General features: G+C 69.0%; 18 protein-coding genes. 12 read left to right on the forward strand and 6 right to left on the reverse strand.

What is annotated here, in order from left to right; translation table 11 throughout:
* Positions 1-42 precede the first annotated feature (42 nt).
* Positions 43-756 carry a deoxyribose-phosphate aldolase gene (deoC, locus tag KY500_RS05860; protein ID WP_219902730.1) on the reverse strand — a complete coding sequence of 238 codons (714 nt, stop codon included), beginning with the start codon at positions 754-756 and terminating at the stop codon, positions 43-45.
* A 99-nt stretch (positions 757-855) separates the two neighbouring features.
* Between deoC and KY500_RS05865 the strand changes: the two genes are divergently transcribed.
* Positions 856-1,320, forward strand: a complete 465-nt coding sequence (locus tag KY500_RS05865) for an NUDIX domain-containing protein (protein ID WP_219902731.1) — start codon at positions 856-858, stop codon at positions 1,318-1,320.
* Here KY500_RS05865 and KY500_RS05870 read toward each other — a convergent pair.
* Together KY500_RS05870 and KY500_RS05875 are read right to left on the reverse strand one after the other, a co-directional pair.
* Positions 1,301-2,167, reverse strand: a complete 867-nt coding sequence (locus tag KY500_RS05870) for a DUF1295 domain-containing protein (RefSeq protein WP_219902732.1) — start codon at positions 2,165-2,167, stop codon at positions 1,301-1,303. The two genes, KY500_RS05865 and KY500_RS05870, sit on opposite strands and share 20 nt — an antisense overlap.
* The gene (locus tag KY500_RS05875; protein WP_219902733.1) at positions 2,164-4,788 is read right to left on the reverse strand and encodes an ATP-dependent DNA ligase; all 2,625 of its coding nucleotides are present in this window, start codon (positions 4,786-4,788) and stop codon (positions 2,164-2,166) included. The genes KY500_RS05870 and KY500_RS05875 overlap by 4 nt, the downstream gene beginning before the upstream one ends.
* Positions 4,789-4,889: 101 nt before the next feature.
* Between KY500_RS05875 and KY500_RS05880 the strand changes: the two genes are divergently transcribed.
* The 5 genes from KY500_RS05880 to KY500_RS05900 all read left to right on the forward strand — a co-directional run bounded on the left by KY500_RS05880 (position 4,890) and on the right by KY500_RS05900 (position 8,488).
* On the forward strand, positions 4,890-5,828 hold the full coding sequence (locus tag KY500_RS05880; protein WP_219902734.1) for a Ku protein: 939 nt from the start codon (positions 4,890-4,892) through the stop codon (positions 5,826-5,828).
* A gap of 61 nt (positions 5,829-5,889) precedes the next feature.
* Positions 5,890-6,468 (forward strand): CDP-alcohol phosphatidyltransferase family protein, encoded by a 579-nt coding sequence (locus KY500_RS05885; protein WP_255579831.1) that lies wholly within the window; start codon positions 5,890-5,892, stop codon positions 6,466-6,468.
* Positions 6,469-6,614: 146 nt separating this feature from the next.
* Entirely contained in the window at positions 6,615-7,028 is a 414-nt protein-coding gene (locus KY500_RS05890; RefSeq protein ID WP_084021395.1) for an FHA domain-containing protein, read from the forward strand.
* A complete protein-coding gene (locus KY500_RS05895; protein ID WP_066595048.1) occupies positions 7,028-7,726 on the forward strand; it encodes a MerR family transcriptional regulator in 699 nt (232 codons plus the stop codon). The genes KY500_RS05890 and KY500_RS05895 overlap by 1 nt, the downstream gene beginning before the upstream one ends.
* 210 nt (positions 7,727-7,936) lie before the next feature.
* Positions 7,937-8,488, forward strand: a complete 552-nt coding sequence (locus KY500_RS05900) for a MerR family transcriptional regulator (protein ID WP_066595049.1) — start codon at positions 7,937-7,939, stop codon at positions 8,486-8,488.
* Between the two features lie 105 nt (positions 8,489-8,593).
* Here the strand turns inward: KY500_RS05900 and KY500_RS05905 are convergent, their stop codons facing one another.
* A complete protein-coding gene (locus KY500_RS05905) occupies positions 8,594-9,406 on the reverse strand; it encodes a ParA family protein (RefSeq protein ID WP_219902735.1) in 813 nt (270 codons plus the stop codon).
* 77 nt (positions 9,407-9,483) lie between these two features.
* Here KY500_RS05905 and KY500_RS05910 point away from each other — a divergent pair, with 77 nt between their 5' ends.
* The 3 genes from KY500_RS05910 (at position 9,484) to def (ending at position 14,965) form a co-directional block, all read left to right on the forward strand.
* Positions 9,484-12,888 carry a pyruvate carboxylase gene (locus KY500_RS05910; protein WP_219902736.1) on the forward strand — a complete coding sequence of 1,135 codons (3,405 nt, stop codon included), beginning with the start codon at positions 9,484-9,486 and terminating at the stop codon, positions 12,886-12,888.
* Between the two features lie 55 nt (positions 12,889-12,943).
* Positions 12,944-14,368 carry a MinD/ParA family protein gene (locus KY500_RS05915; protein WP_255579832.1) on the forward strand — a complete coding sequence of 475 codons (1,425 nt, stop codon included), beginning with the start codon at positions 12,944-12,946 and terminating at the stop codon, positions 14,366-14,368.
* A gap of 105 nt (positions 14,369-14,473) precedes the next feature.
* Positions 14,474-14,965 carry a peptide deformylase gene (gene def / locus KY500_RS05920; RefSeq protein WP_066595054.1) on the forward strand — a complete coding sequence of 164 codons (492 nt, stop codon included), beginning with the start codon at positions 14,474-14,476 and terminating at the stop codon, positions 14,963-14,965.
* A 51-nt stretch (positions 14,966-15,016) separates the two neighbouring features.
* On the opposite strand, the gene KY500_RS05925 is transcribed toward def, so the two are convergent.
* Positions 15,017-16,861 (reverse strand): long-chain fatty acid--CoA ligase, encoded by a 1,845-nt coding sequence (locus KY500_RS05925; protein WP_219902737.1) that lies wholly within the window; start codon positions 16,859-16,861, stop codon positions 15,017-15,019.
* A gap of 202 nt (positions 16,862-17,063) precedes the next feature.
* Between KY500_RS05925 and KY500_RS05930 the strand changes: the two genes are divergently transcribed.
* The 3 genes from KY500_RS05930 to KY500_RS05940 all read left to right on the forward strand — a co-directional run bounded on the left by KY500_RS05930 (position 17,064) and on the right by KY500_RS05940 (position 20,227).
* Positions 17,064-18,011: an ROK family glucokinase gene (locus KY500_RS05930; protein WP_219902738.1), complete on the forward strand. Its 948-nt coding sequence runs from the start codon at positions 17,064-17,066 to the stop codon at positions 18,009-18,011.
* A gap of 54 nt (positions 18,012-18,065) precedes the next feature.
* Positions 18,066-18,755, forward strand: a complete 690-nt coding sequence (locus KY500_RS05935) for a 1-acyl-sn-glycerol-3-phosphate acyltransferase (protein ID WP_066595060.1) — start codon at positions 18,066-18,068, stop codon at positions 18,753-18,755.
* 101 nt (positions 18,756-18,856) lie between these two features.
* On the forward strand, positions 18,857-20,227 hold the full coding sequence (locus KY500_RS05940) for a class II 3-deoxy-7-phosphoheptulonate synthase (protein ID WP_219902739.1): 1,371 nt from the start codon (positions 18,857-18,859) through the stop codon (positions 20,225-20,227).
* Positions 20,228-20,352: 125 nt separating this feature from the next.
* Here KY500_RS05940 and pknB read toward each other — a convergent pair whose 3' ends face one another.
* Complete coding sequence (pknB, locus tag KY500_RS05945; protein WP_255579833.1) at positions 20,353-22,299, reverse strand: Stk1 family PASTA domain-containing Ser/Thr kinase; 1,947 nt, start codon at positions 22,297-22,299, stop codon at positions 20,353-20,355.
* Positions 22,300-22,319 lie beyond the last annotated feature (20 nt).

Raw genomic sequence — 22,319 nt, forward strand, 5'->3', positions numbered from 1 at the left:
GCAACGGGTGCGAAAAGCCCGCCAGGGCAGCTCGGGCGGCGCCTAGTAAGCCGCGGGGTTGGCCGGGGCGGCGACGGCTGCGCCGGAGAGCACGGCCCTCGTGCCCGAGACACCCAGTCGCGTGGCGCCCGCGTCGATCATGGCGAGGGCGTCGGCATTGCTGCGCACCCCGCCGGAGGCCTTCACGCCCAGGGCGCCGGCAACGGTGTGGGCCATCAGTCGCACGGCGTGCACGGTCGCTCCGCCGGCCGGGTGGAAGCCCGTGGAGGTCTTGACGAAGTCGGCGCCGGCGGCGACGGCCGCCCGGCAGGCGCCCACGATCTCGTCGTCGGTGAGGGCGGCGGATTCGATGATGACCTTGAGCACCAGGGGCGCGGGGATCTCTGCGCGCACGGCGCTGATGTCGGCCTCGACGAGGTCGAACCGACCGGCCTTGGCTGCTCCGATGTCGATGACCATGTCCACCTCGTCGGTGCCCTGGGCGACGGCCAGTGCGGCCTCTGCGGCCTTGATCGCGCTGGCGTGCTTGCCGCTCGGGAACCCGCACACCACGGCGATCTTGAGGTCGGCATCCGCGGGCAGGGTGAGCGGCAGCATCGACGGCGACACGCAGACGGAGTAGGCGCCGAGCTCCACGGCCTCCGCGATGAGGGCCGCCACGTCGGCCTGGGTGGCCTCGGGCTTGAGCAGGGTGTGGTCGATGTAGCGGGCCAGTCCTGCGGCGTCGAGGGCGCTGGCGGGGGTGGAAGAGGTCATGCTCGTCAAGTCCTTTGGGAGGGGCGGGAAGGTCGCCGCCGGGCTCGATCTTACCCGGCCCGGCAGAACAGGCCCCGGCCGGTGCGGCATGCTTAAGCGATGAGCGGCAGCGTGAGTGCACACAGTGGGGACGCCTGGGTCTTCGGCCCGGACGGTTCCCGGTTCTGGGGTCGATACGGCGCGGCCGGATTACTCGTGCACCATGCCGAGCGAGGGGTGCTCCTGCAGCACCGGGCCGTGTGGAGCCATCACGGTGACACCTGGGGTGTCCCGGGCGGCGCCAGGCACGAGAACGAGAGCGCACTCGACGCCGCGATCCGGGAGGCCGGGGAAGAGGCCGGTGTGCCGGCGCACCTGCTCCGGTTCAGCTTCAGCTCGGTGGTCGACCTCGGATTCTGGTCCTATACGACCGTGGTGGTGGAGGCCCGTGAGGCCTTCGACGCGGTCATCAGCGACTCCGAGAGCATCGCGCTGCGCTGGGTGCCGCCGGCCGACGTCGACCTGCTGCCCCTGCATCCGGGCTTCGCCGCCAGCTGGCCCGCACTCAGGGCGCGCCTGGCCTGAACGGGTCCTCGGCCCCCGGCACGCGGATGTCAGCGTGGCGCCTGGGGAACCACGGCACCAGAGGCCACACCTCGCGCCGGTAGCCGGCATAGCCGGGATGCCGCGCCAACGAGATGCTCTCGGTGAGGGCGATCGAGCCCACAAAGAGCAGGGTCAACAGCACCGCCCCCAGCGTGCCTGGCTGCAGGAGCGTGCCCGCCGCGAGGGCGCCGAAAACGGCGACGGTCCACCACTGGGCGATCTCGAAGAAGTAGTTCGGATGGCGGGAGAACCGGAACAGCCCGCTCCGCAGGAAGCCCGGATCCGCCGCACCCTCGGCCTGAAGCCTGCGCCGCTTCTGCTGGAACCTCCACTGCTGCTGATCGGCCACGCTCTCGCCGGCCAGGAAGGCCAGGAACAGGGCCGTCGCGGCGAGCTCAGGGACGCCGAACCGGCCCGGGTGCTGCAGCACGATCCAGCCGGGCAGGGCGATCATGAGCAGCAGGAGGTTTTGGGTCACCGAGATGAATACCAGGTTGACGACGGCGAAGCGGCGCGGCGACATCCGCCGGCGCAGTTCGGCCCAGCGGTAGTCCTCGCCGCCGGGCCGGTAGCCGCCCTTGCGCGCGAAGTTCAGGGTGAGCCGCACGCCCCACAGGGTGCCAAGCGCCGCCAGGACGAGCAGGCGCGCATCCGGCGGGTCGGCGGCGAGGGCGAAGATCCAGAGATAGACGGCCGGCAGGATGGACCAGGCCCTGTCGGCCCAGGAGTAGTCGCGGGTGGCCAGCGACAGCAGCCACGCGGCGGCCGAGGCCAGCCCCGCGATCACCAGGCAGATGAGCAGGGCGGATGCGGCCGGTTCGGTCATCGGGAATCACCGGCCTCAACCACGCCGGCCTCCCGCACTGGTTCTTCCCGCACCACATCGGCGGGGTCCTTGTCGGCCCGCAGCCCCCGCCAGCTGGGGTGCCGCAGCCGGCCGGCCGGCGTCCAGGCCGAGAAGTCCACCTCGCCGACCAGCACCGGCTCCACCCAGACGGCGTCCGCCGCGTCCGCCGCCGGCACGTCCTGGAACGGGGTGTCCGTCATCGAAAGCTCGTCGAGGCGCCGTCGGAGAGCAGTGAGGTCCCGGTCGCGGAAGCCCGTGCCGACCCGCCCGGCGTAGAGCAGCCGCCGGGGTGCGTCCGGGGCGGCTTCGGGCCCCGCCGGCGTGGGGATCCCCACCAGGAGCGAGCCCAGGGTCGAGGATCGATGGCCGGCGCCGGGACGCCAGCCGCCGATGACGACCTCCTGGCTGGTCACATGCTTGATCTTTACCCAGCGGTCGGCGCGGCGTCCGGTGAGGTAACCGCTGCGGGTGTCCTTGGCGATGATCCCCTCCAGGCCCAGCCTGGAGCTGGTGGCCAGCACCGTGGCCGCATCCTGGTCGTCGAACGCCGGCGGCACCTGAACGGTGCCCGTTCCCTGCACCCACCGTTCCAAGCCCTGCCGGCGCTCGGCATAGGGCAGCTCGACGAGGGGGCGCCAGTCGTGCTCGAGGAGGTCGAAGACGAAGTAGTGCACCGGCGCGCCCTGGCGGGCTCGGCGCACAGCGGTCGGGTCGGTGAGCCCGAGCCGGGTCTGCAACAGGGAGAAATCGGGCCGGTTGCGACGGTCCAGCGCGACGACCTCGCCGTCGAGCACTGCGGCCCGGGCGGCCAGGGCCGCGCGCAGGTCGTCAACGAGTTCGGGGAACGCGGCCGTGACGTCGTTGCCGTTGCGGGTGAGGAAACGCACGGCTCCGTCGGCGCCCGCTCCGACCGTGGCGATCATGCGGATGCCGTCCCATTTCATCTCATACGCCCAGTCGGTCTCGGCCGAGAGGTCGCGCAGGCTGCCAGGCCGGGCGAGCATGGGGGAGTATGCCGCGGCGCGAGGTGGGGCGCTGGTGACACGGGCGTCCTGGGCCGAGCCGCCTTGGCCGGCACCGGGTGTCTCCGCGGCCGGCGGGCGCCGGGGCTTCATGAGGTGGATCAACCAGTTGCGGGAGCCGGCGCCCCCGGTGCGGATGAGGGCGAAGGTGCGCCCGGACTCGTCCCCACCCGCCGTGAGCGGGCCGCCGGGACTGCCGTGCACGGTCATGATGATCTCGTCGTCCCGCCACTTCTCCACGCTGTATTCGCCCCGGTCCCAGATCGACATCGTCCCTGCACCGTATTCACCGGCTGGAATGTCACCTTCGAACCCGAGGTACTCGAGCGGGTGGTCCTCGGTCTGCACGGCCAGGTGGTTGTGGGTCGGGTCGGTGGGCACCCCCTTCGGCAGCGCCCAGGAGGCCAGAACGCCCTCGTGCTCCAAGCGCAGATCGAAGTGCAGGGCCCGTGCGTGGTGTTCCTGGATCACGAAGGCCGCTCCGCCGGCGGCCGGCGAGCCGTCCAGCGTGCCCTCCGGCATGGGTTCGGGCGTGCGCCGGGCGTCCCGCTTGCTCCGGTAGGTGTGCAGGCGGTCCTCGTCCGGCCCTGCGGCGGCCCCGGAGGCCGACACTGCGCCTGCCACGGCGCCGGAGTGCGCCTCGACGGCGTCGGCCACGGCCGCCAGCGGGTCCGGCGTCCTGGAGAGCCGTTTGAGCACCTGGTGGTAGTCCAACTGCTCCAGCCCCGGTGCCTCCAGCTCGCGCCAGGTGCGCGGAGCCGCCACGAACGGCCGCAGCAGGCCGCGCAGGCTGTACGGAGCGATGGTGGTCTTGGCCGCGCTGTTCTGGCTCCAGTCCACAAAGACCTTGCCCGGTCGCATCGACCGGGTCATGGTGCTGATCACCTCGCCCGGATGATCGGCTTCGAGCACCCGGGCCAGCTCCCTGGCCACCTGGCTCACCTGCTCAGAACTGGTGCGGCCGTCCAACGCCGCATAGAGGTGGATGCCCTTGCTCCCGCTCGTCACCGGTCGGGCTTCCAGGCCCATGTCCAGCAGCAGCGCCCGTGCCCAGCGCGCCACCTCGGCGCATTCGGACAGGGCCACCCCGTCGCCGGGGTCGAGGTCGAGCACCAGCCGGTCCGGAGGGCTCTGGGCGCCCCGGGCATCGAACCGCCACTGCGGAACATGGATCTCGAGGGTGCCGATCTGCGCCAGCCAGGTGAGTGTGGCCAGGTCGTTCACGAGCGGGTACACGGTGCTGCGCTCCTTGTGCTCCAGCTCGCGTCGCTCGACCCACTCGGGTGTGCCGTCGCCCAGGTTCTTCTGGAAGAACACCTGGCCGGGTTCGGCAGCGGTGCCCACGCCGTGCACCCAGCGCTTGCGGGTGGCCGGCCGTTCTCGCGTGTGCCGGATGAGCGTATCCGCCACGGCCGCGTAGTAGCCGAGGACATCGGCCTTGGTCGTGCCGGTGGCCGGATACATCACCTTCTCGAGATTGGTGAGGGTGACCCGGCGGCCGCCCACCGTCACGACCTCGCGGTGGGCCCCGGCGGCGTCCGCCGGGTTGTGTCCCGCACCTTCTGCACCATGTGCCATGAGGCCAGCTTGCTCCTGGCGGCGCTTCCGGTCTAGCCGGGGCGGGCCAACACGGTGTGTACTGGAAGCGTCAACCGGCCCACGAGCGTTCAGGAGGCGCGATGAGATCGATCTGGAAGGGCGCCATCACCTTCGGCCTCGTCAACGTACCGGTGAAGGTCTACAGCGCGACCGAAGACCACGATGTCGAGTTGCACCAGGTGCACGACGCGGATGGCGGCCGCATCCGCTACCAGCGCCGCTGCGAGGTGTGTGGCAACATCGTGGACTACGCCCATATCGACAAGGCTTTCACCGACGGCGACAAGACCGTCATCATCACCGATACCGACCTCAAGTCCCTCCCGGAGGAACGCAGCCGGGAGATCGACGTGCTCGAGTTCGTGCCCAGCGACCAGCTCAACCCGATCATGTTCGACCGGAGCTATTTCCTCGAGCCCGACGGGAGCTCGCCCAAGGCCTACGTGCTGTTGCGCCGCACGCTCGAACAATCCGATCGCACCGCCATCGTGCACTTCTCGCTCCGGCAGAAGACTCGGCTGGCGGCGCTCCGGGTGCAGGGTGACGTGCTGATGCTGCAGACCCTGCTCTGGAACGACGAAGTGCGCACCGCCGACTTCCCGGTCCTGGACGACACGGTGACGATCTCCGACCGAGAGCTGGACCTCTCGGCGGCCCTGGTCGAGTCCTTCGCGGCCGACTTCAGCCCCGGCGCCTACACCGACGAATATCAGGCCCAGCTGCGCCGGCTCATCGAGGAGAAGCTCGATAAGGGCGACGCCATCGACACGGAGGCCACCTTCGGTGCCGCGGAGGACGAGGGCGGGGGAGAGGTGCTCGACCTCATGGAGGCATTGCGCCGGAGTGTGGACCGCAGCCGGACGGGCACCGCCGCGGCGGCGGACCCTGCCCCGGCACCGTCGGGGGCGAAGGCATCACGGGCGAAAAAGGCGGCTAAGAAACCGGCGGAGCAGAAGTCGTCGGCGGCGGACAAGAAGAAGAGCACGGCGAAGAGCGTCTCTGACCGGCACACCGCCTGATAGGACCGCCTGAGAGGGACGTGCCCGACCGGAACCGTGGGCGCGTCGATAGACTCGACACGTGACAGGGCCCGAGTCGAGTGTGGTGAGCTCCCGGGTGATCACCGTGCCCAATCTGCTCAGTTTCCTGCGCCTGGGGCTCGTGCCGGTCTTCCTCGCACTGCTCGTCAACGGTGCCGATGCGTGGGCGCTGCTGGTGCTGGCGGTGTCCAGCCTCACCGACTTCCTGGACGGCTGGATCGCCCGCCGGTTCAATCAGATCACCCGGCTCGGCCAGCTGCTCGATCCGGCAGCCGACAGGCTCTACATCTTCGCCGCACTGATCGGGCTGGCCTGGCGCGACCTCGTCCCCTGGTGGATCGTGGCCGTCGTCGTCGGCCGGGACGTCTTCCTGCTCGGCCTCGGAGTTGTGCTGGCCAACCACGGTTTCGGTCCGCTTCCGGTGCATCAGCTGGGCAAGATCGCCACCTTCTGCCTGTTCTACGCCCTTCCGATGATCATGCTCGGGCAGGCGTTCCCCGAGCTGTCCTGGTGGTCGCTGCCCGTCGGCTGGGCCTTCGGGCTCTGGGGCGCGTACCTCTACTGGTGGGCCGGAGTCATCTACGCGATTGAAACGGTTCGGGTGATTCGGCTGCCGTAGCAAATGTTGGCCGGTTCCATCCGATACGATTTACCGGTAGGAGGTGCACGGTGGTCGATTCCGACGATAAGAAAGAACCCGAGCAGACGGTGTCGCCGGGGAAGACGGTAGCGCCCGAGAACGCCAGGGGGAACGTCGACACGACGATGACGTTCAGCCAGGAGTTCGCGGCGTCGTTGGCCGCCCTCGACTCGAACGTCACGGTCGAGGAGCAGGAAGCCATCGCCGCGTTGCCCTCCGGCTCGGCCCTTCTGGTGGTGCGCCGCGGGCCCAACTCCGGTGCGCGCTTCCTCCTGGACGCCGATGTCACCACGGTCGGCCGGCACCCCAACGCCGACATCTTCCTCGACGACGTCACGGTCTCCAGGCGTCACGCCGAGTTCCTGCGTTCAGGCCGCACCTTCCAGGTCAAGGACCTCGGATCGCTCAACGGCACCTACTTCGATGGCGAACGCATCGACCTGGCCGTCCTCACCGACGGGTCCGAAGTGCAGGTCGGAAAATTCCGTCTGACGTTCTACGCCTCGCGGCTCGACCTCGTACACCTGGCGAGCGACTAGTGCCGGCGTCCTCCGCCCAGGCCAGGCTGCCGGGCGCGACGTCACTACTGAGTATCGGCCAGGTCCTCGCCCGGCTCACGCCGGAATTCCCCGACCTCACCCCGTCGAAGCTGCGCTTCCTCGAGGAGCAGGGGCTGGTCTCCCCGGCCCGCACCGAGTCGGGCTACCGCAAGTTCAACGGCGGCGACCTGGATCGGTTGCGCTTGATCCTGTCGATGCAGCGTGATCACTACCTACCGCTGAAGGTCATCCGCTCCTACCTCGACGACCTCGACGCCGGTCTGTCCCCGTCCCTGCCCGGCGGAGGGGCTCCGGGGCCGAGCATGCTCGTCGTGGCCCGCCGTTTCAGCCGTGACGAACTGTTGCGCGAGTCCGGCGCCCCCGCAGCCCTCCTGCACGACGCCGTCTCATCGTCGATCATCCTGCCGGCCGAGCACTACGGTGAAGACGCCCTGCAGGTGCTCCGTGCCCTCGTCGACCTGCAGAAGAGCGGCATCGAACCTCGGCACCTGCGCGGGTTCCGCGGTGCGGCCGAACGCGAGCTAGGCCTGATCGAGAGCGCGCTCGTGCCGCTCGCGCGCCGCAAGGACGCCTCCAGCCGGGCCAAGGCCGCCGAGATGGCCGTGGAGATCGCCGGCCAGCTCGAAGTGATCCGCGGTAGCCTCATCCGCTCCGCCCTGGGTCGCCTGACCAAATAGGTCGTAGACTGCAAGTTCAACGTATGCCAGCGTGCTCGACTCCTCGTGGCACGCAACTGGTGGGTGCGCGCGGAGCACAATCCGCGCACGCGTCACCGTTCCCAAGACACGCCGGGGCCTTTGCACCGGATGTCACGGGTTGGGGCCGTCGGCCTCGCTAACGTTGAAGTGCGGCCTGAAGGTTCGCATCCACCCCCGAGAGGCGATCGTATGAGTGAGCTCAATCCCCGAGACGATTCGTCTCGCTACGGTCAGGGACTGCTCTTCACCGACGGCATGCCCGAGCTGGACGAAAACTCCGGGTACCGCGGAGCCGTCGCGGCCCGCGCCGCCGGCATCAGCTACCGCCAGCTCGACTACTGGGCCCGCACCGAACTCGTCGAACCCACCGTGCGCGGCGCGGCCGGCTCCGGCTCCCAGCGCCTCTACGGCTTCCGCGACATCCTCGTGCTCAAGCTCGTCAAGCGCCTCCTCGACACCGGCATCTCTCTGCAGCAGATCCGAACCGCTGTGAACCAGCTCCGCGAGTCCGGCGTGAACGACCTGGCCCAGACCACCCTCATGAGCGACGGCGCCAGCGTCTATCTCTGCACGTCCAACGACGAGGTCATCGACCTCGTCAGCCGCGGCCAGGGCGTCTTCGGTATCGCCGTGGGCAAGGTCCTCCGCGAGGTCGAGACCACCCTGGTCGAACTCGACACCCAGGCTAACGACCCCTCGGACGAGCTCGCCGCCCGTCGCGTCTCCCGCAAGGTCTCCTAGGATCTCGACAGGCTCGATCAACCATCCCTCGCGAACTGTGAGAAAAGCACCCAAAACGCAAGCGTTTGGGTGCTTTTCTCACAGCTCGCGGGGGTGTGAACCCTTCTAGCGCGCTGTCGCCTCGGCGTACTCGCCGATGCGGGCGGTGCGCAGCACGCGGTCAAGCAGCTGGTCGAAGTAGTGCGCCATCTCCTGGGCGCTGTCGCCGGGCCAGGTGTGCAGGGGCTTCGCCGCACCCTGGGCCTGCTGCAGGCTGGTGCGCTCGGGAAGCTGCGGGGTGAGTACGAGAGGTCCGAACATGTCGCGGAGTTCCTTGATGCGGAACTGGTGCTCGAGCGAGGCCGTGCGGGCCCGGTTCACGATGATTCCCAGAGGCTGCAGCCGGGGGCTGAGGCCACGACGGATCTCCTCGATCGCGCGCAGGGCGCGGTCGGCGGCGGCCACCGAGAACAGGCCGGGCTCGGTGACCACGGCAACTCGGTCGCTGGCGGCCCACGCGGTGCGGGTGAGCGCGTTCAGCGAGGGCGCGCAGTCGATGAGCACGAGGTCGTAGTCCTTCTCCACTGTGGAGAGGGCCTCCTCGAGCTTCCAGATGTCCCGGATGCTGGGGTGCGGGCCGTCGAAATTGATGGCGGAGGGGCTGCCGATCATGACGTCGATGGTGCCGGGGCGGCCGCGGGTCCAGCCGCTGGGCGCGATGGCGGCCCGCACGACTTTCTCCTTCGGTGAGGCCAGCACATCGGCCACGTTGAGGTGGCCGGCGAGTTGGATGTCGAGCCCGGTAGAGACATCCGATTGCGGATCGAGGTCGACCACGAGGGTCCGAACACCGCGGGCGAAGGCAGCAGAAGCCAGACCAAGGGTCACCGTGGTCTTGCCTACCCCTCCCTTGAGGGAGCTAACGCTAAGTACGTGCACAAGTAGATACGTTACCTTCACTAGTCTTAGAGAACCTAACCGTCAGCTGTGTGCCGCTCCCGGATCGAAAGGTCTCTATGTTCACCAAAATCCTCGTCGCCAACCGCGGAGAGATAGCAATCCGCGCCTTCCGCGCCGCCTATGAATTGGGAGCAAAGACAGTCGCCGTCTTCCCGTTCGAAGACCGCAATTCGCTGCACCGGCTCAAGGCCGATGAGGCGTACGAGATCGGCGAGCCGGGTCACCCCGTGCGCGCCTACCTCGACGTGGCCGAGATCATCCGGGTGGCCAAGGAGAGTGGCGCAGACGCCATTTATCCCGGCTACGGATTCCTCTCCGAAAACCCCGAGCTGGCCGAAGCGGCCACGGCCGCCGGAATCACCTTCATCGGGCCGGGATCGCACGTGCTCGAAATGGCCGGTAACAAGGTCACCGCCAAGGAACACGCAATCGCCGCCGGTGTCCCCGTGCTCAAGTCCAGCGCACCGTCGCGCGACGTCGAGGAACTCATCGCGGCCGCCGAGGACATCGGCTTCCCCATCTTCGCCAAGGCCGTCGCCGGAGGCGGCGGACGCGGCATGCGCCGGGTCGCCACCATGGCCGACCTGCGCGGCTCACTCGAAGAAGCAATGCGGGAGGCCAACAGCGCCTTCGGCGACCCCACCATGTTCCTCGAGCAGGCCGTGCTCCGCCCGCGTCACATCGAGGTTCAGATCCTCGCGGATGCCACGGGCGAGACCGTGCACCTGTTCGAGCGGGACTGCTCCGTGCAGCGCCGCCACCAGAAGGTCATCGAGATCGCGCCCGCGCCCAACCTGCCCGAGGAGATCCGCCAGCGTCTGCACAAGGACGCCGTGGCCTTCGCTCGGTCGATCGGCTACGTCAACGCCGGCACCGTCGAGTTCCTGCTCGACACCGTGGGCGAACGCGCCGGCCAGCACGTGTTCATTGAGATGAACCCGCGCATCCAGGTGGAGCACACCGTCACAGAAGAGGTCACCGACGTCGACCTGGTGCAGTCGCAGATCCGGATCGCCGCGGGGGAGACCCTCGCCGACCTGGGCCTGAGCCAGGACTCGATCAAGTTGCGCGGTTTCGCCCTGCAGTGCCGCATCACCACGGAGGACCCGACCGCGGGTTTCCGGCCCGACACCGGCAAGATCACCACCTACCGCTCACCCGGCGGCGCCGGTATCCGCCTGGACGGCGGCACCATCAACCCGGGCGCGCAGATCAGCCCGCACTTCGACTCGATGCTGGCCAAGCTCACCTGCCGCGGCCGCGACTACGCCTCCGCCGTCACCCGGTCCAAGCGCGCTCTGGCGGAGTTCCGCATCCGCGGCGTCTCCACCAACATCGCCTTCCTGCAGGCCGTGCTCGAAGACCCCGACTTCGCCAACGGCGACCTGAGCACCTCGTTTATCGACGAGCGCCCGCAGCTGCTGCGCGGCCGCGCCTCGAAGGACCGCGGCACGAAGATCCTCAACTGGCTGGCCGACGTCACAGTCAACCAGCCCAACGGGGTGCCGATCACGCTGATGAACCCGGCGGAGAAGCTCCCGAAGATCGACCTCTCGCTGCCGGCGCCCGAGGGCTCCCGCCAGAAGCTGCAGCTGCTCGGCCCGGTCGGTTTCGCGAGCGCCCTGCGCGCCCAGACCGCGTTGGCCGTCACCGACACCACCTTCCGCGACGCCCACCAGTCCCTGCTGGCCACCCGGGTGCGCACCAAGGACCTTGTCGCCGTGGCCCCGCACGTGGCCAGGCTCACCCCGGAGCTGCTCTCGGTCGAGGCCTGGGGCGGCGCCACCTACGACGTCGCGCTGCGCTTTCTCGGCGAAGACCCCTGGGAGCGCCTCGGCGCCCTCCGCGAGGCGCTGCCCAACATCAACATCCAGATGCTCCTGCGCGGTCGAAACACCGTCGGCTACACGCCGTACCCCACCGAGGTGACGGATGCGTTCGTGCGCGAGGCCAGCGACACCGGCGTCGACATCTTCCGCATCTTCGACGCCCTCAACGACGTCAACCAGATGCGCCCGGCCATCGATGCCGTGCTGAACACCGGCAGCAGCGTGGCCGAAGTTGCGGTCTGCTACACGGGCGACCTGCTCGACCCGGCCGAGGACCTTTACACGCTGGACTACTACCTGCGCCTGGCCGACCAGATCGTCGCCTCCGGCGCACACATCCTGGCCATCAAGGACATGGCCGGGCTGCTGCGTCCGGCCGCAGCGGAGAAGCTCGTCGCGGCGTTCCGCGAACGGTTCGACCTGCCGGTGCACGTGCACACTCACGACACTCCGGGCGGCCAGCTCGCCACACTGCTCGCGGCCTCCCGCGCCGGCGCCGACGCCGTCGACGTGGCCAGCGCGCCCATGGGCGGCACCACCAGCCAGCCCTCCGCCTCGTCGCTCGTCGCGGCCCTCGCGCACACCGAGCGCGACACGGGTATCTCGCTGCAGAACGTCTGCGACCTCGAGCCCTACTGGGAGGACGTGCGCCGGGTCTACCACCCCTTCGAATCCGGCCTCCGCGCCCCCACCGGCCGGGTCTACAAGCACGAGATCCCGGGCGGACAGCTCTCCAACCTGCGCACGCAGGCCGTGGCGTTGGGCCTCGCCGACGACTTCGAGCTCATCGAGGACATGTACGCGGCGGCCAACACCATCCTGGGCCGGGTGCCCAAGGTGACGCCGTCGTCCAAGGTGGTCGGCGACCTCGCCCTCTACCTCGCCGCCGTGAACGCCGACCCCGCCGACTTCGAGGCCAACCCGTCCAAGTACGACGTGCCGGACTCCGTGGTGGGTTTCATGGCCGGCGAGCTGGGCGACCTGCCCGGCGGCTGGCCGGAGCCCTTCCGCAGCAAGGTCCTCGAGGGCCGGAACGTGCGCGTGAGCACCACCGAGCTGACCGCGGACGAGAAAGAAGCCCTGGGCGGCGACAGCGACACCCGGCGCGGCATGCTCAACCAGCTGCTCTTTCCCGCGCCCACCCGGCACTTCCAGCAGATCCGCGAGCTGTTCGGCGACCTGTCCGTCGTGGACACCGTCGACTACCTCTACGGCCTGCGCCAGGGTACCGAGCACTCGGTCGAGATCGACAAGGGCGTACGACTCTACGTCGGCCTGGAGGCGATCGGCGAGGCCGACGACAAGGGCATGCGCACCGTCATGACCATCCTCAACGGCCAGCTGCGTCCGGTGTTCGTGCGCGACCGCAGCATCGCCGTCGTGACCAAGGCCGCCGAGAAGGCGGATGCCAACCAGCCCGGCCAGATCGCCGCCCCGTTCTCCGGAGTGGTCACCCTGCAGGTCGCCGACGGCGATCATGTCGTGGCCGGCCAGAGCGTGGCGTCCATCGAAGCCATGAAGATGGAAGCGGCCATCACCTCGCCCATCGCGGGCGTGGTGGAGCGGGTGGCGATTCCCACCACCCAGCAGGTTGACGCCGGTGACCTGCTCGTGGTGGTGCGACCACGCTAGGCTGAGGCCTGATTTGGGCCTCATTCGTGGCCCGCTGAGGAACGAGGAGTCTGCTGTGACAGATAAACGGACAGACGATACCTATCCGCACGACGAGGGTGACGGCGAGCTGACCCCGGCTCCGGCTTCGGCCAGGGCCGTGGGCGCCGCCGGCACCTCGGTGCGGGCCGGCGACGAGTATCACAGCGAACTCCCGCCGCATACCTTCGACAACCTCGCGGCGGCACTGCCCGAGAGCCTGGGGGTGCCACTGGGCGACGGGTCGCGGGCCGTGTCGGCGGCCTCTGCGCCGTCGTCCGCACTGACCCGCGGATCCGGGCGGCCCGCAGGAGCGGGCCGGACGGCCGGCGACCCGTCGGCTCATGCCCACCCCGGCACGCACACCATCGAGATCGTCACCCCTCAGCCCGCGCGCGAGCTGGCCGTTCCCGTCGGAGCCAGCGGCACCGCCGCCGCCGCGCTCTCGCTCGGCACCGGTCCGACCGGTGCGCCCACCGGCAGCCGGCGCGAACGCACCCGCACCGACACCGTCGCCCCGGAGTCCGCCTCGATGCTCACCTCCGACCGGCTGCTCGAGGTCAACCGGCGCACCCGGCGGGCGCCCAAGGGCGGCTGGAACCGGTTCGTCTACAGCGCCTCCTTCCACCTGATCAACCTCGGCGACTCTGCCGCCGTGCGCGCTCACCAGGCCATGGACGAACGCATCCGCAAGCAGTTCGAGGGCGGCGCCCGCTTCGTGCCGGTCCTCACCCGCAAGGGCGGGGTGGGCAAGACCACGGTCACCGCGCTCATGGGAATGGCCCTCGCCGACGCCCGCGAGGACCGGATCATCGCCGTCGACGCCAACCCCGACCGCGGCACGCTCTCCGAACGTGTGACCAAGCAGACCAGGTCGACCGTGCGCGACGTCGTCACCAAGGCCGCCTCCATCGGCGGTTTCACCGACTTCTCCGCCCTGGTCTCCCGGGACGAGACCCGGCTGGACATCCTCGCCAGCGACACCGACCCGCTGCTCTCCGAGGCGTTCGACGAGAACGACTACAACGTCGTCGCCGACCTCGCGGCCCGGTTCTACTCGATCGTGCTCACCGACTGCGGCACCGGTATCGTGCACTCGGTCATGCGGGCGACCCTGCAGCGGGCCGACTCAATCGTCATCGTCTCCGGCGGCAGCGTCGACGAGGCGCGGCTGGCGTCGGAGACGCTCACCTGGCTGGAAGCCAATGGCTACGGCGAGCTCGTGCGCAACGCCGTCGTCGCCCTGAACACGGCCACGCAGGGCACCAACCTGGTCAAGCTCGAGGAGATCGAGTCGCACTTCAGGTCTCGCGTGCGCGAGATCGTGCGGATCCCGTACGACCCGCAGCTGGCCGCCGGCAGTGTCGTGTCCTACAAAGATCTCAAGCCGATCACGCGCCTGGCCGCGCGCACCCTGGCCGCCCTCGTCGTGGAAGGCCTGCCCGCCGAGCGACGCGCCTGAGCGCCGGCACATCCGCTGCACTCCACCACCCGAACCCGTATTCCTCCCATCTGTACCGCGACCGACGCCGAACCGGCCGCCGCTGAACCCGAAGAGAGTCACCCCGTGCCCGAACGCCAGATCCGCCTGCTGGGCGATCCCGTCCTCAAGACCCGCTCCGAGCCGATCGGCACGATCGACGCACGGGTGCGGAGCCTCGTGGAGGACCTCGTCGACAGCGTGAAGCTGCCGGGACGCGCGGGAGTCGCTGCGTCGCAGATCGGCGTCAACCTGCGTGCGTTCAGCTACAACATCGACGGCGATATCGGCTACATCCTCAACCCGGTCATCGTCGAGCTCTCGGGCGAGCCGGAGCTGGTCGATGAGGGCTGCCTGTCGGTGCCCGGACTGTGGTACCCCACTCGGCGGTTCCCGTTCGCCCGGGTCACCGGCATCGACCTCGACGGGAACGCGGTCGAGTTGGCCGGCGAAGGCCTGCTGGCCCAGGCCCTGCAGCACGAGACCGACCACCTGGATGGCTTGCTCTATCTCGACAGACTCGACAAGGAGAGCCGGCGGGCGGCCATGAAGGAAGTCCGCGAGTCGGACTGGTTCTAGGCCAGGCCCTCCCAGCTCAGGGCCGGCAGCGCACGGCCCTGAGCTTCGGCGCTAGTCCTCGGCGCTCGTGCGCACCGGCACGGCCGCGGTGACCGGATTGGCGCCGTAGAGGTTTTGGATCTCTGCGGCGAAGTCGCGCAGGATCACGTCGCGCTTGATGCTCATCTTGGGGGTGAGGTAGCCGGCGGCCTCGGTGAGCTCGACCGGCAGCACCACGAACTTCCGGATCGACTCGGCCCGGGAGACCGTCTCATTGGCGTGGTCGATGGCGCGCTGCACCTCGGCGAGCACTTTCGGGTGCACCGACGCGTCCATGAGCGACAGACCGGCGTCCTCGTGGTTGTTGTTCAGCCACACCGGCAGCATCTCCGGGTCGAGGGTCACCAGGGCGGCGATGAACGGCTTCTGGTCGCCGACAACGACAACCTGGCCGACCAGCGGGTTGGAGCGGATGGGGTCTTCCAGCGCGGCCGGGGCGACGTTCTTGCCGCCGGCGGTCACGATGATTTCCTTCTTACGCCCGGTGATCGAGAGGAAACCCTCGGCGTCGAGGGCGCCGATGTCCCCGGTTTTCAGCCAGCCGTCGTCGAAGGCGGCGGCCGTGGCCTCGGCATTCTGCCAGTACTCGGTGAAGACGTTGACGCCCTTGACCTCGATCTCACCGTCGTCCATGACCCGCACCGACACACCGGGCAGCGCCGGTCCGACAGTGCCGATCTTTGACTTTGTGGCCAGGTTCACGGTCGCGGGCGCCGTGGTCTCGGTGAGGCCGTAGCCCTCGAGGATGACGATTCCCAGGCTGTGGAAGAAGTGGCCCAGGTGGGCGCCGAGCGGTGCTGAGCCCGACACGGCGTACTTCACCTTGCCGCCCATGGCGGCGCGCAGCTTGCTGTAGACGAGCCTGTCGAAGAGGGCGAACTTGATCTTCATGGCCAGCGGGATCCGTTCCCCGGCCTCGATGAGCTTCGAGTGCTCGACGGCGACATCCGACGCGGCCTCGAAGATCTTGCCCTTGCCGCCGGATTCAGCCTTCTGTTCGGCGGAGTTGTAGACCTTCTCGAACACCCGCGGAACGGCCAGCAGGAAGGTGGGCTTGAAGCTCCCCAGGGACGGCAGCAACTGCCGGGTGTCCGGCTGGTGGCCGACCCGCACGCCGCCGTGCACGCAGAGCACGGAGATGAAGCGGGCGAAGACGTGGGCGGTGGTGATGAAGAGCAGCGTGGATGCGCCCTCCGGGTCGGTGAGAACCGGCTTGAGCGCGATCCCGGCGTTACGGCTGGTCTCCACGAAATTGCTGTGGCTGAGCACGCAACCCTTGGGGCGCCCGGTGGAGCCCGAGGTGTAGATGAGGGTGGCCATGTCCGAGCCGACCGCCAGGCTGCGGCGGCGTTCGATCTCGGCATCCGGAACGTCGACCCCGCGGGAGGCGAGTTTGTCGAGGTCGCCGAGGTCGATCTGCCAGACCGTCTCGACGCCGGGCAGGTCAGGGTGCACTTCGTCGAACCGGGCGAAGTGGTCCGCAGTCTCCACGATGAGCGCCGTTGCTCCCGAGTCGCTGAGGATCCACTGGATCTGGCTGGGTGAGCTGGTCTCGTAGACCGGGACCAGGATCGCACCGGCGAACCAGACGGCGAAGTCGATCAGCGTCCATTCGTACCGGGTCTTGCAGGTCAAGCCGATCTTGTCGCCCGGTTGGACACCGGAGGCGACAAGGCCCTTGGCCAGTGCGACGACCTCGGCGTGGAACTCCGTGGTGGTGACCGGCAGCCACCCACCCTGGTCCGGTCGTGAGAACAGAACGGAGTGCGGGGTCAGGGCGAGGCGGTCGACCAGCAGGTCGGTGACGTTCGCGTTCGGGTCGGCGGGGACGACGGCAGGCTCGTCGAACTGTTTCACGGTAACTCCTTTGGCACCGGACGGGTAAGTGCGACCACTCTAGCCGTGAAACGACTTGAGCCTCGCGATTCTCCCGGCGGCATACTCGTTTACTACACTCTAGGGGGTGCCTCCGTGGTCGTTCAGGTCGCTCTCGCGCCCAGGTCGGTGTGCAACCGACGCAAGATCCTCCCTGAAGCTCCACCAACGAAAGGTGTCAGTCGTGCACGCCATTGGGATTGACATCGGCGGGACCAAGATCGCCGGTGCCCTCGTCGACGAATTCGGAACCATCATCAAGTCGGACCGCCGCCCCACCGAGGCCGCGGATCCGCGTGAGATCGAGGACGCCGTCGTCGAGATGATCGAAGGACTCTCCGCGGGTCAAGAGGTCGTCGCCGCGGGTGTGGCCGCCGCCGGGTTCATCGACGCCGCTCAGTCGACCGTCTACTACGCCCCCAACATCAACTGGCGCAACGAGCCGTTGCGCGAGAAGCTCGAGTCCCGCCTGTCGGTGCCCATCATCATCGAGAACGACGCCAACGCGGCCGGCTGGGCCGAGTTCTGCTTCGGCGCCGGCCGGCTCTACAGCGACATGGTGACTCTCACCATCGGCACCGGCGTCGGCGGCGCCATCGTCTCCCGCGACAAGCTGTTCCGTGGCGGCTTCGGTGTGGGTGCCGAGCTGGGCCACCTGCGCGTCGTGCCCGACGGACTGCCCTGCGGCTGCGGCGCGCACGGCTGCATCGAACAGTACGGCTCCGGACGTGCCCTGCTGCGCATCGCCAACGAATTCGCGGATGCCGGCGGCATCGGGCTGGGCCTGGCCGCGTCGCGCGCCAAGCGCGGCAAGCTCACCGGGAAGGATGTCGGCCGCTTCATCCAGGACGGCGACCCCGGTGCCCTGGCGGCGCTCCGCCAGCTCGGCGCCTCGCTCGGCCAGGCCTGCGCGAGCCTGGCCGCGGTGCTCGACCCGCAGGTCTTCGTCTTCGGCGGCGGTGTGGCCGCGGCCGGCGAATTGCTTCTCGAGCCCATCCGCAGCGCCTACCTCGACAACCTGCCGGCCCGTGGCTACCACCCAGAGGCCGAGTTCGCCATCGCCGAGTTGGTCAACGATGCCGGCGTCGTCGGCGCCGCCGATCTCGCCCGCCGACACGTCACCGGTGAGTAGGCTGGCTGTGCTCGAGGGCAGCGCAGTGCAGAGCACCGTCAGGTAAGGACACCGATGTTCTACTGGTTCATGAAGAATATTGTCGCGGGCCCGCTCCTGCTCGGCCTGTTCCGGCCCTGGGTGATCGGGCTCGACAACATCCCCAAAGAGGGCGGCGTGGTGCTGGCGAGCAATCACCTCTCCTTCATCGACTCGGTCTTCCTGCCGCTTGTCGTGCCGCGCCGGGTCGTGTTCCTGGCCAAGAGCGAGTACTTCACGGGCACGGGCCTGAAGGGATGGGCCACCCGGCAGTTCTTCAAAGCCACCGGGCAGCTGCCCATCGACCGGTCCGGCGGCAAGGCCTCCGAAGACTCCCTCAATACCGGGCTCGCGGTCCTGAACGCCGGGGGAGCCCTCGGCATCTACCCCGAGGGCACTCGCAGCCCGGACGCCCGCATGTACCGCGGTCGCACGGGCGTGGCCCGGATGGTGCTCGAGGCGGGCGTCCCCGTCGTGCCCGTTGCCATGATCGACACCGAGAAGGCCATGCCCACCGGCACCCGGATCCCCAAGGTCCGACGTATCGGAATCGTGATCGGGAAGCCGCTGGACTTCAGCCGGTTCGAGGGAATGGAGGGCGACAGGTTCGTGTTGCGCTCTGTGACGGACGAGCTGATGTATGAGCTGCGCCGCCTCAGCACGCAGGAATATGTCGACGTCTATGCCACCAGTGTCAAGGAGAAGCGCGCCAGCCTTTCACGCTAGGCTCGAATATCCCTCACGGGCCGTGTGCGCTTGCCGCGCCCGTGACGTTCACCCCAGGCCCGCACCGAGCGGGCCGAAGAAGAGAAAACAGGCTCAGTCCCGTGGTAGACCCCACCGAACCGGTTGTACTGGCAGACACATCTGTAATCAACGGGCTGGACTATTGGCGCACCCTTCCCATCAAGCAGCAGCCGGCCTGGCCTGATGCCGACGCCGTGGCCGCCGCCTCCGCCGAGCTGGCCACCCAGCCGCCATTGGTCTTCGCCGGCGAGGTCGACATCCTGCGCGACCGCCTGGCCCAGGCTGCCCGTGGCGAGGCCTTCCTGCTGCAGGGCGGCGACTGTGCCGAGACCTTCAGCGGCGCCACGGCCGAGCAGATCCGCAACCGGGTCAAGACCGTACTGCAGATGGCCGTCGTCCTCACCTACGGCGCCTCCATGCCCGTCGTGAAGATGGGCCGTATGGCCGGCCAGTTCGCCAAGCCGCGCTCGAGCGACTTCGAGACCCGCGGCGACGTGACCCTGCCCGCCTACCGCGGCGACATCGTGAACGGGTACGACTTCACGCCGGAGTCCCGCGAGGCCGACCCCGACCGGTTGGTCAAGGCCTACCACACGAGCGCCTCCACCCTCAATCTGATCCGTGCGTTCACGCAGGGCGGCTTCGCCGACCTCCGCCAGGTGCACAGCTGGAATCAGGGCTTCGCGAAGAACCCGGCCAACCAGCGCTACGAGGGCCTGGCCAAGGACATCGACCGCGCCATCAAGTTCATGATCGCCTGTGGCGCCGACTTCGAGGCCATGCGCCGCACGGAGTTCTACACCAGCCACGAGGGTCTGCTGATGGACTACGAGCGCCCCATGACGCGCATCGATTCCCGCACCGGCACGCCGTACAACACCTCGGCGCACTTCGTCTGGATCGGGGAGCGCACCCGCGAGATCGACGGCGCCCACGTGGACTTCCTCTCCCGCGTGCGCAACCCCATCGGCGTCAAACTCGGCCCGAGCACATCGATCGACGACATGCTGCGCCTGATCGACAAGCTCGACCCCGACCGCGAACCCGGCCGACTGACCTTCATCACCCGGATGGGTGCCGGCAAGATCCGCGACGCTCTGCCGCCGCTGCTCGAGGCCATCAAGGCCAGCGACGCGACACCGCTGTGGGTCACCGACCCCATGCACGGTAACGGCGTCACCACGCCCACCGGGTACAAGACCCGTCGCTTCGACGACGTGGTCGACGAGGTCAAGGGCTTCTTCGAGGCGCACCGCTCGGTGGGCACTCACCCGGGCGGCATCCACGTCGAGCTCACGGGAGACGACGTCACCGAGTGCCTCGGTGGCTCCGAGCACATCGACGAGGCCGCCCTGGCGACCCGGTACGAGTCGCTCTGCGACCCGCGCCTGAACCACATGCAGTCCCTGGAGCTCGCGTTCCTGGTGGCCGAGGAGCTGGCCGCCCGCTAGCAGTCCGCGGGCACACCCGCAGTCCGGCCGAACGCGGCCCCGATCATCCGGGGCCGCGTTTGCTGTACATGCCGGAGCGAGCATGCAGGTGGGCGACCGTGTGACGGGCCCGTGCTGCGGGCTAGCTAGCCGAACGGGTTCGTCGGCTTGAGGGTGATGGTGCTGCCCTTGGGCAGCGAGGTGCCGGCGACCGGGTCGGTCGAGGCCACGCTCAGCAGGGCAGCGATGGCGTCCGCGCCGGGGTTGTAGCTCAGCTTGAAGCCGAGGTCGCTCAACGTGGTCTTGGCTTCGGACCACCCCTGTCCGACCACGTCGGGGACCTCGACGGGTTCCGGACCGCGGGAGACCGTGAGCGTGATGACCGAGCCCTTCCGGAGCGGCCCGCCACTGGCCGGCGCGGCCGAGATGACCTTGCCCTGCGCCACGGTCTCGCTGTAGGTCTCCGGCCCCGAGCGGCCCTCGAGGTCCTGGTCGGCCAGCGTGCCGATGGCGTCCGCGAGGGTCTTGCCGGTGACGTCGGTGACGTCGCCCAGGGAGACCGCGTAGTTGATCGTGGCGCCCTCGAACGAGTCGCCGCCCTGCGAGACGTCGCCGCCGTCGCTGTCACGGGTGGCCGAGATGACCAGGCCCTTCTTGACGGTGTTGGAGAAGATCTCGTCCACCGTGCCCGGCACCGCACGGGAGTCGCTGATCGCCGTCGCGGCGGCGTCAGGGGTCAGACCGGCCAGGGTCGGGAGCACGATCGGGGCTGGTCCCTGTGACACGTTGACGGTCACCGTGCTGCCCTTGGCCACGCGGGTGCCGTCGCCGGGGTCGGTGCCGACAACGAGCCCGGCGGGGATCTCGGTGCTGTACGCCGTGCCGGGGGCGGCGACCAGGCCGAGCGCCTCCAGCTGGGCGGTAGCGTCCTCCGGCGAGGCCGAGGTCAGGCTGGGCACGGCGATCTCGGAACCGGGGCCGACCCCGAAGTACCAGCCGGCGCCGCCGGCGAGGGCGGCCAACAGCACGATCAGGGTGAAGAGCCAGTAGCCGCGGCGGCGACGCTTCTGCGTCGTGCCGGCCAGTTGATCGGTGCTGTCCACCTCGCCCGTCTCGGGGTCGGGGGCGATCAGGGTCGCCGCGGCCGCCAGGGGAGCACGACCGAGGATCTGCGTCTCGGCGTCGGCCGAGGCGGCCACGACGCTCCGGGGCAGCACCATGGTGGCCTGCATGGCGGTCTGGTCGTTCGGACGCACCAGTTTTTCCACGTCGAGGAGCTGGTCGAGCATCACCCGGGCGTCTCGCGGGCGTTCCTCTGGGTCGCGGGCCGTGGCCCACAGCACGAGCTCGTCGAGTTCCTGGGGCACGCCGGCGGCCACCAGGCTGGGCATCGGAACGGTGTCGTTGGCGTGCTGGTAGGCCACCTGCATGGGCGCCTCACCGACATAGGGCTGCTCGCCGGTGAGCATCTCGTAGGTCATGATGCCGAGGGCGTAGATATCGCTGCGGGCATCCGCGATCCCACGGGTGACGAGTTCGGGGGAGAGATAGGCGACAGTGCCCAGAAGGGCCTGGCCGGTGGCGGTGTTGTTGTTCACGGCACGGGCCAGGCCGAAGTCGCCGATCTTGATGCGGCCGTCGTCGGCGAGCAGCACGTTCTCCGGCTTGACGTCGCGGTGCACGATGCCGGCCTTGTGGGCGGCGGCGAGGCCGGACAGCACGGCCTCGAGGATGTCCATGGTCTGTTCGGGGGTGAGCCGTCCGTAGTCCTTGAGCAGGTCGCGCAGCGTGATGCCGGGCAGGTGCTCCATCACCAGGTACGCGATATCGGCGTCCTGGCCCTGGTCGAAGACGTTCACCACGTTCGGGTGCGCCAGGCGCGCCGCCGAGCGGGCCTCCTGGATGAACCGGCTGCGGAACGCGTTGTCATCGGCCAGGTGGCCGTGCATGATCTTGATCGCCACCCGACGCTCGAGGCGCAGGTCGGTGGCGAGGTACACGGTGGCCATACCGCCGCGGGCGATCCGGGAGCGCACCTGATAGCGGCCGTCGATGAGACGGCCGATCATGGGGTCAGTGGGGCTTTCGGTCACCCGTCGAGTCTACGGAATAC

It is taken from the genome of Cryobacterium sp. PAMC25264 (assembly GCF_019443325.1).
Taxonomy (GTDB): Bacteria; Actinomycetota; Actinomycetes; order Actinomycetales; family Microbacteriaceae; genus Cryobacterium.

Bases quoted from the DNA above. Each gene is read 5' to 3' on its own strand.
- KY500_RS05865 (WP_219902731.1), top strand. From the start codon at position 856: ATGAGCGGCAGCGTGAGTGCACACAGTGGGGACGCCTGGGTCTTCGGC.
- KY500_RS05890 (WP_084021395.1), top strand. From the start codon at position 6,615: ATGACGTTCAGCCAGGAGTTCGCGGCGTCGTTGGCCGCCCTCGACTCG.
- KY500_RS05875 (WP_219902733.1), bottom strand. From the start codon at position 4,788: ATGGCACATGGTGCAGAAGGTGCGGGACACAACCCGGCGGACGCCGCC.
- KY500_RS05870 (WP_219902732.1), bottom strand. From the start codon at position 2,167: ATGACCGAACCGGCCGCATCCGCCCTGCTCATCTGCCTGGTGATCGCG.
- KY500_RS05900 (WP_066595049.1), top strand. From the start codon at position 7,937: ATGAGTGAGCTCAATCCCCGAGACGATTCGTCTCGCTACGGTCAGGGA.
- KY500_RS05880 (WP_219902734.1), top strand. From the start codon at position 4,890: ATGAGATCGATCTGGAAGGGCGCCATCACCTTCGGCCTCGTCAACGTA.
- KY500_RS05910 (WP_219902736.1), top strand. From the start codon at position 9,484: ATGTTCACCAAAATCCTCGTCGCCAACCGCGGAGAGATAGCAATCCGC.
- KY500_RS05935 (WP_066595060.1), top strand. From the start codon at position 18,066: ATGTTCTACTGGTTCATGAAGAATATTGTCGCGGGCCCGCTCCTGCTC.
- deoC (WP_219902730.1), bottom strand. From the start codon at position 756: ATGACCTCTTCCACCCCCGCCAGCGCCCTCGACGCCGCAGGACTGGCC.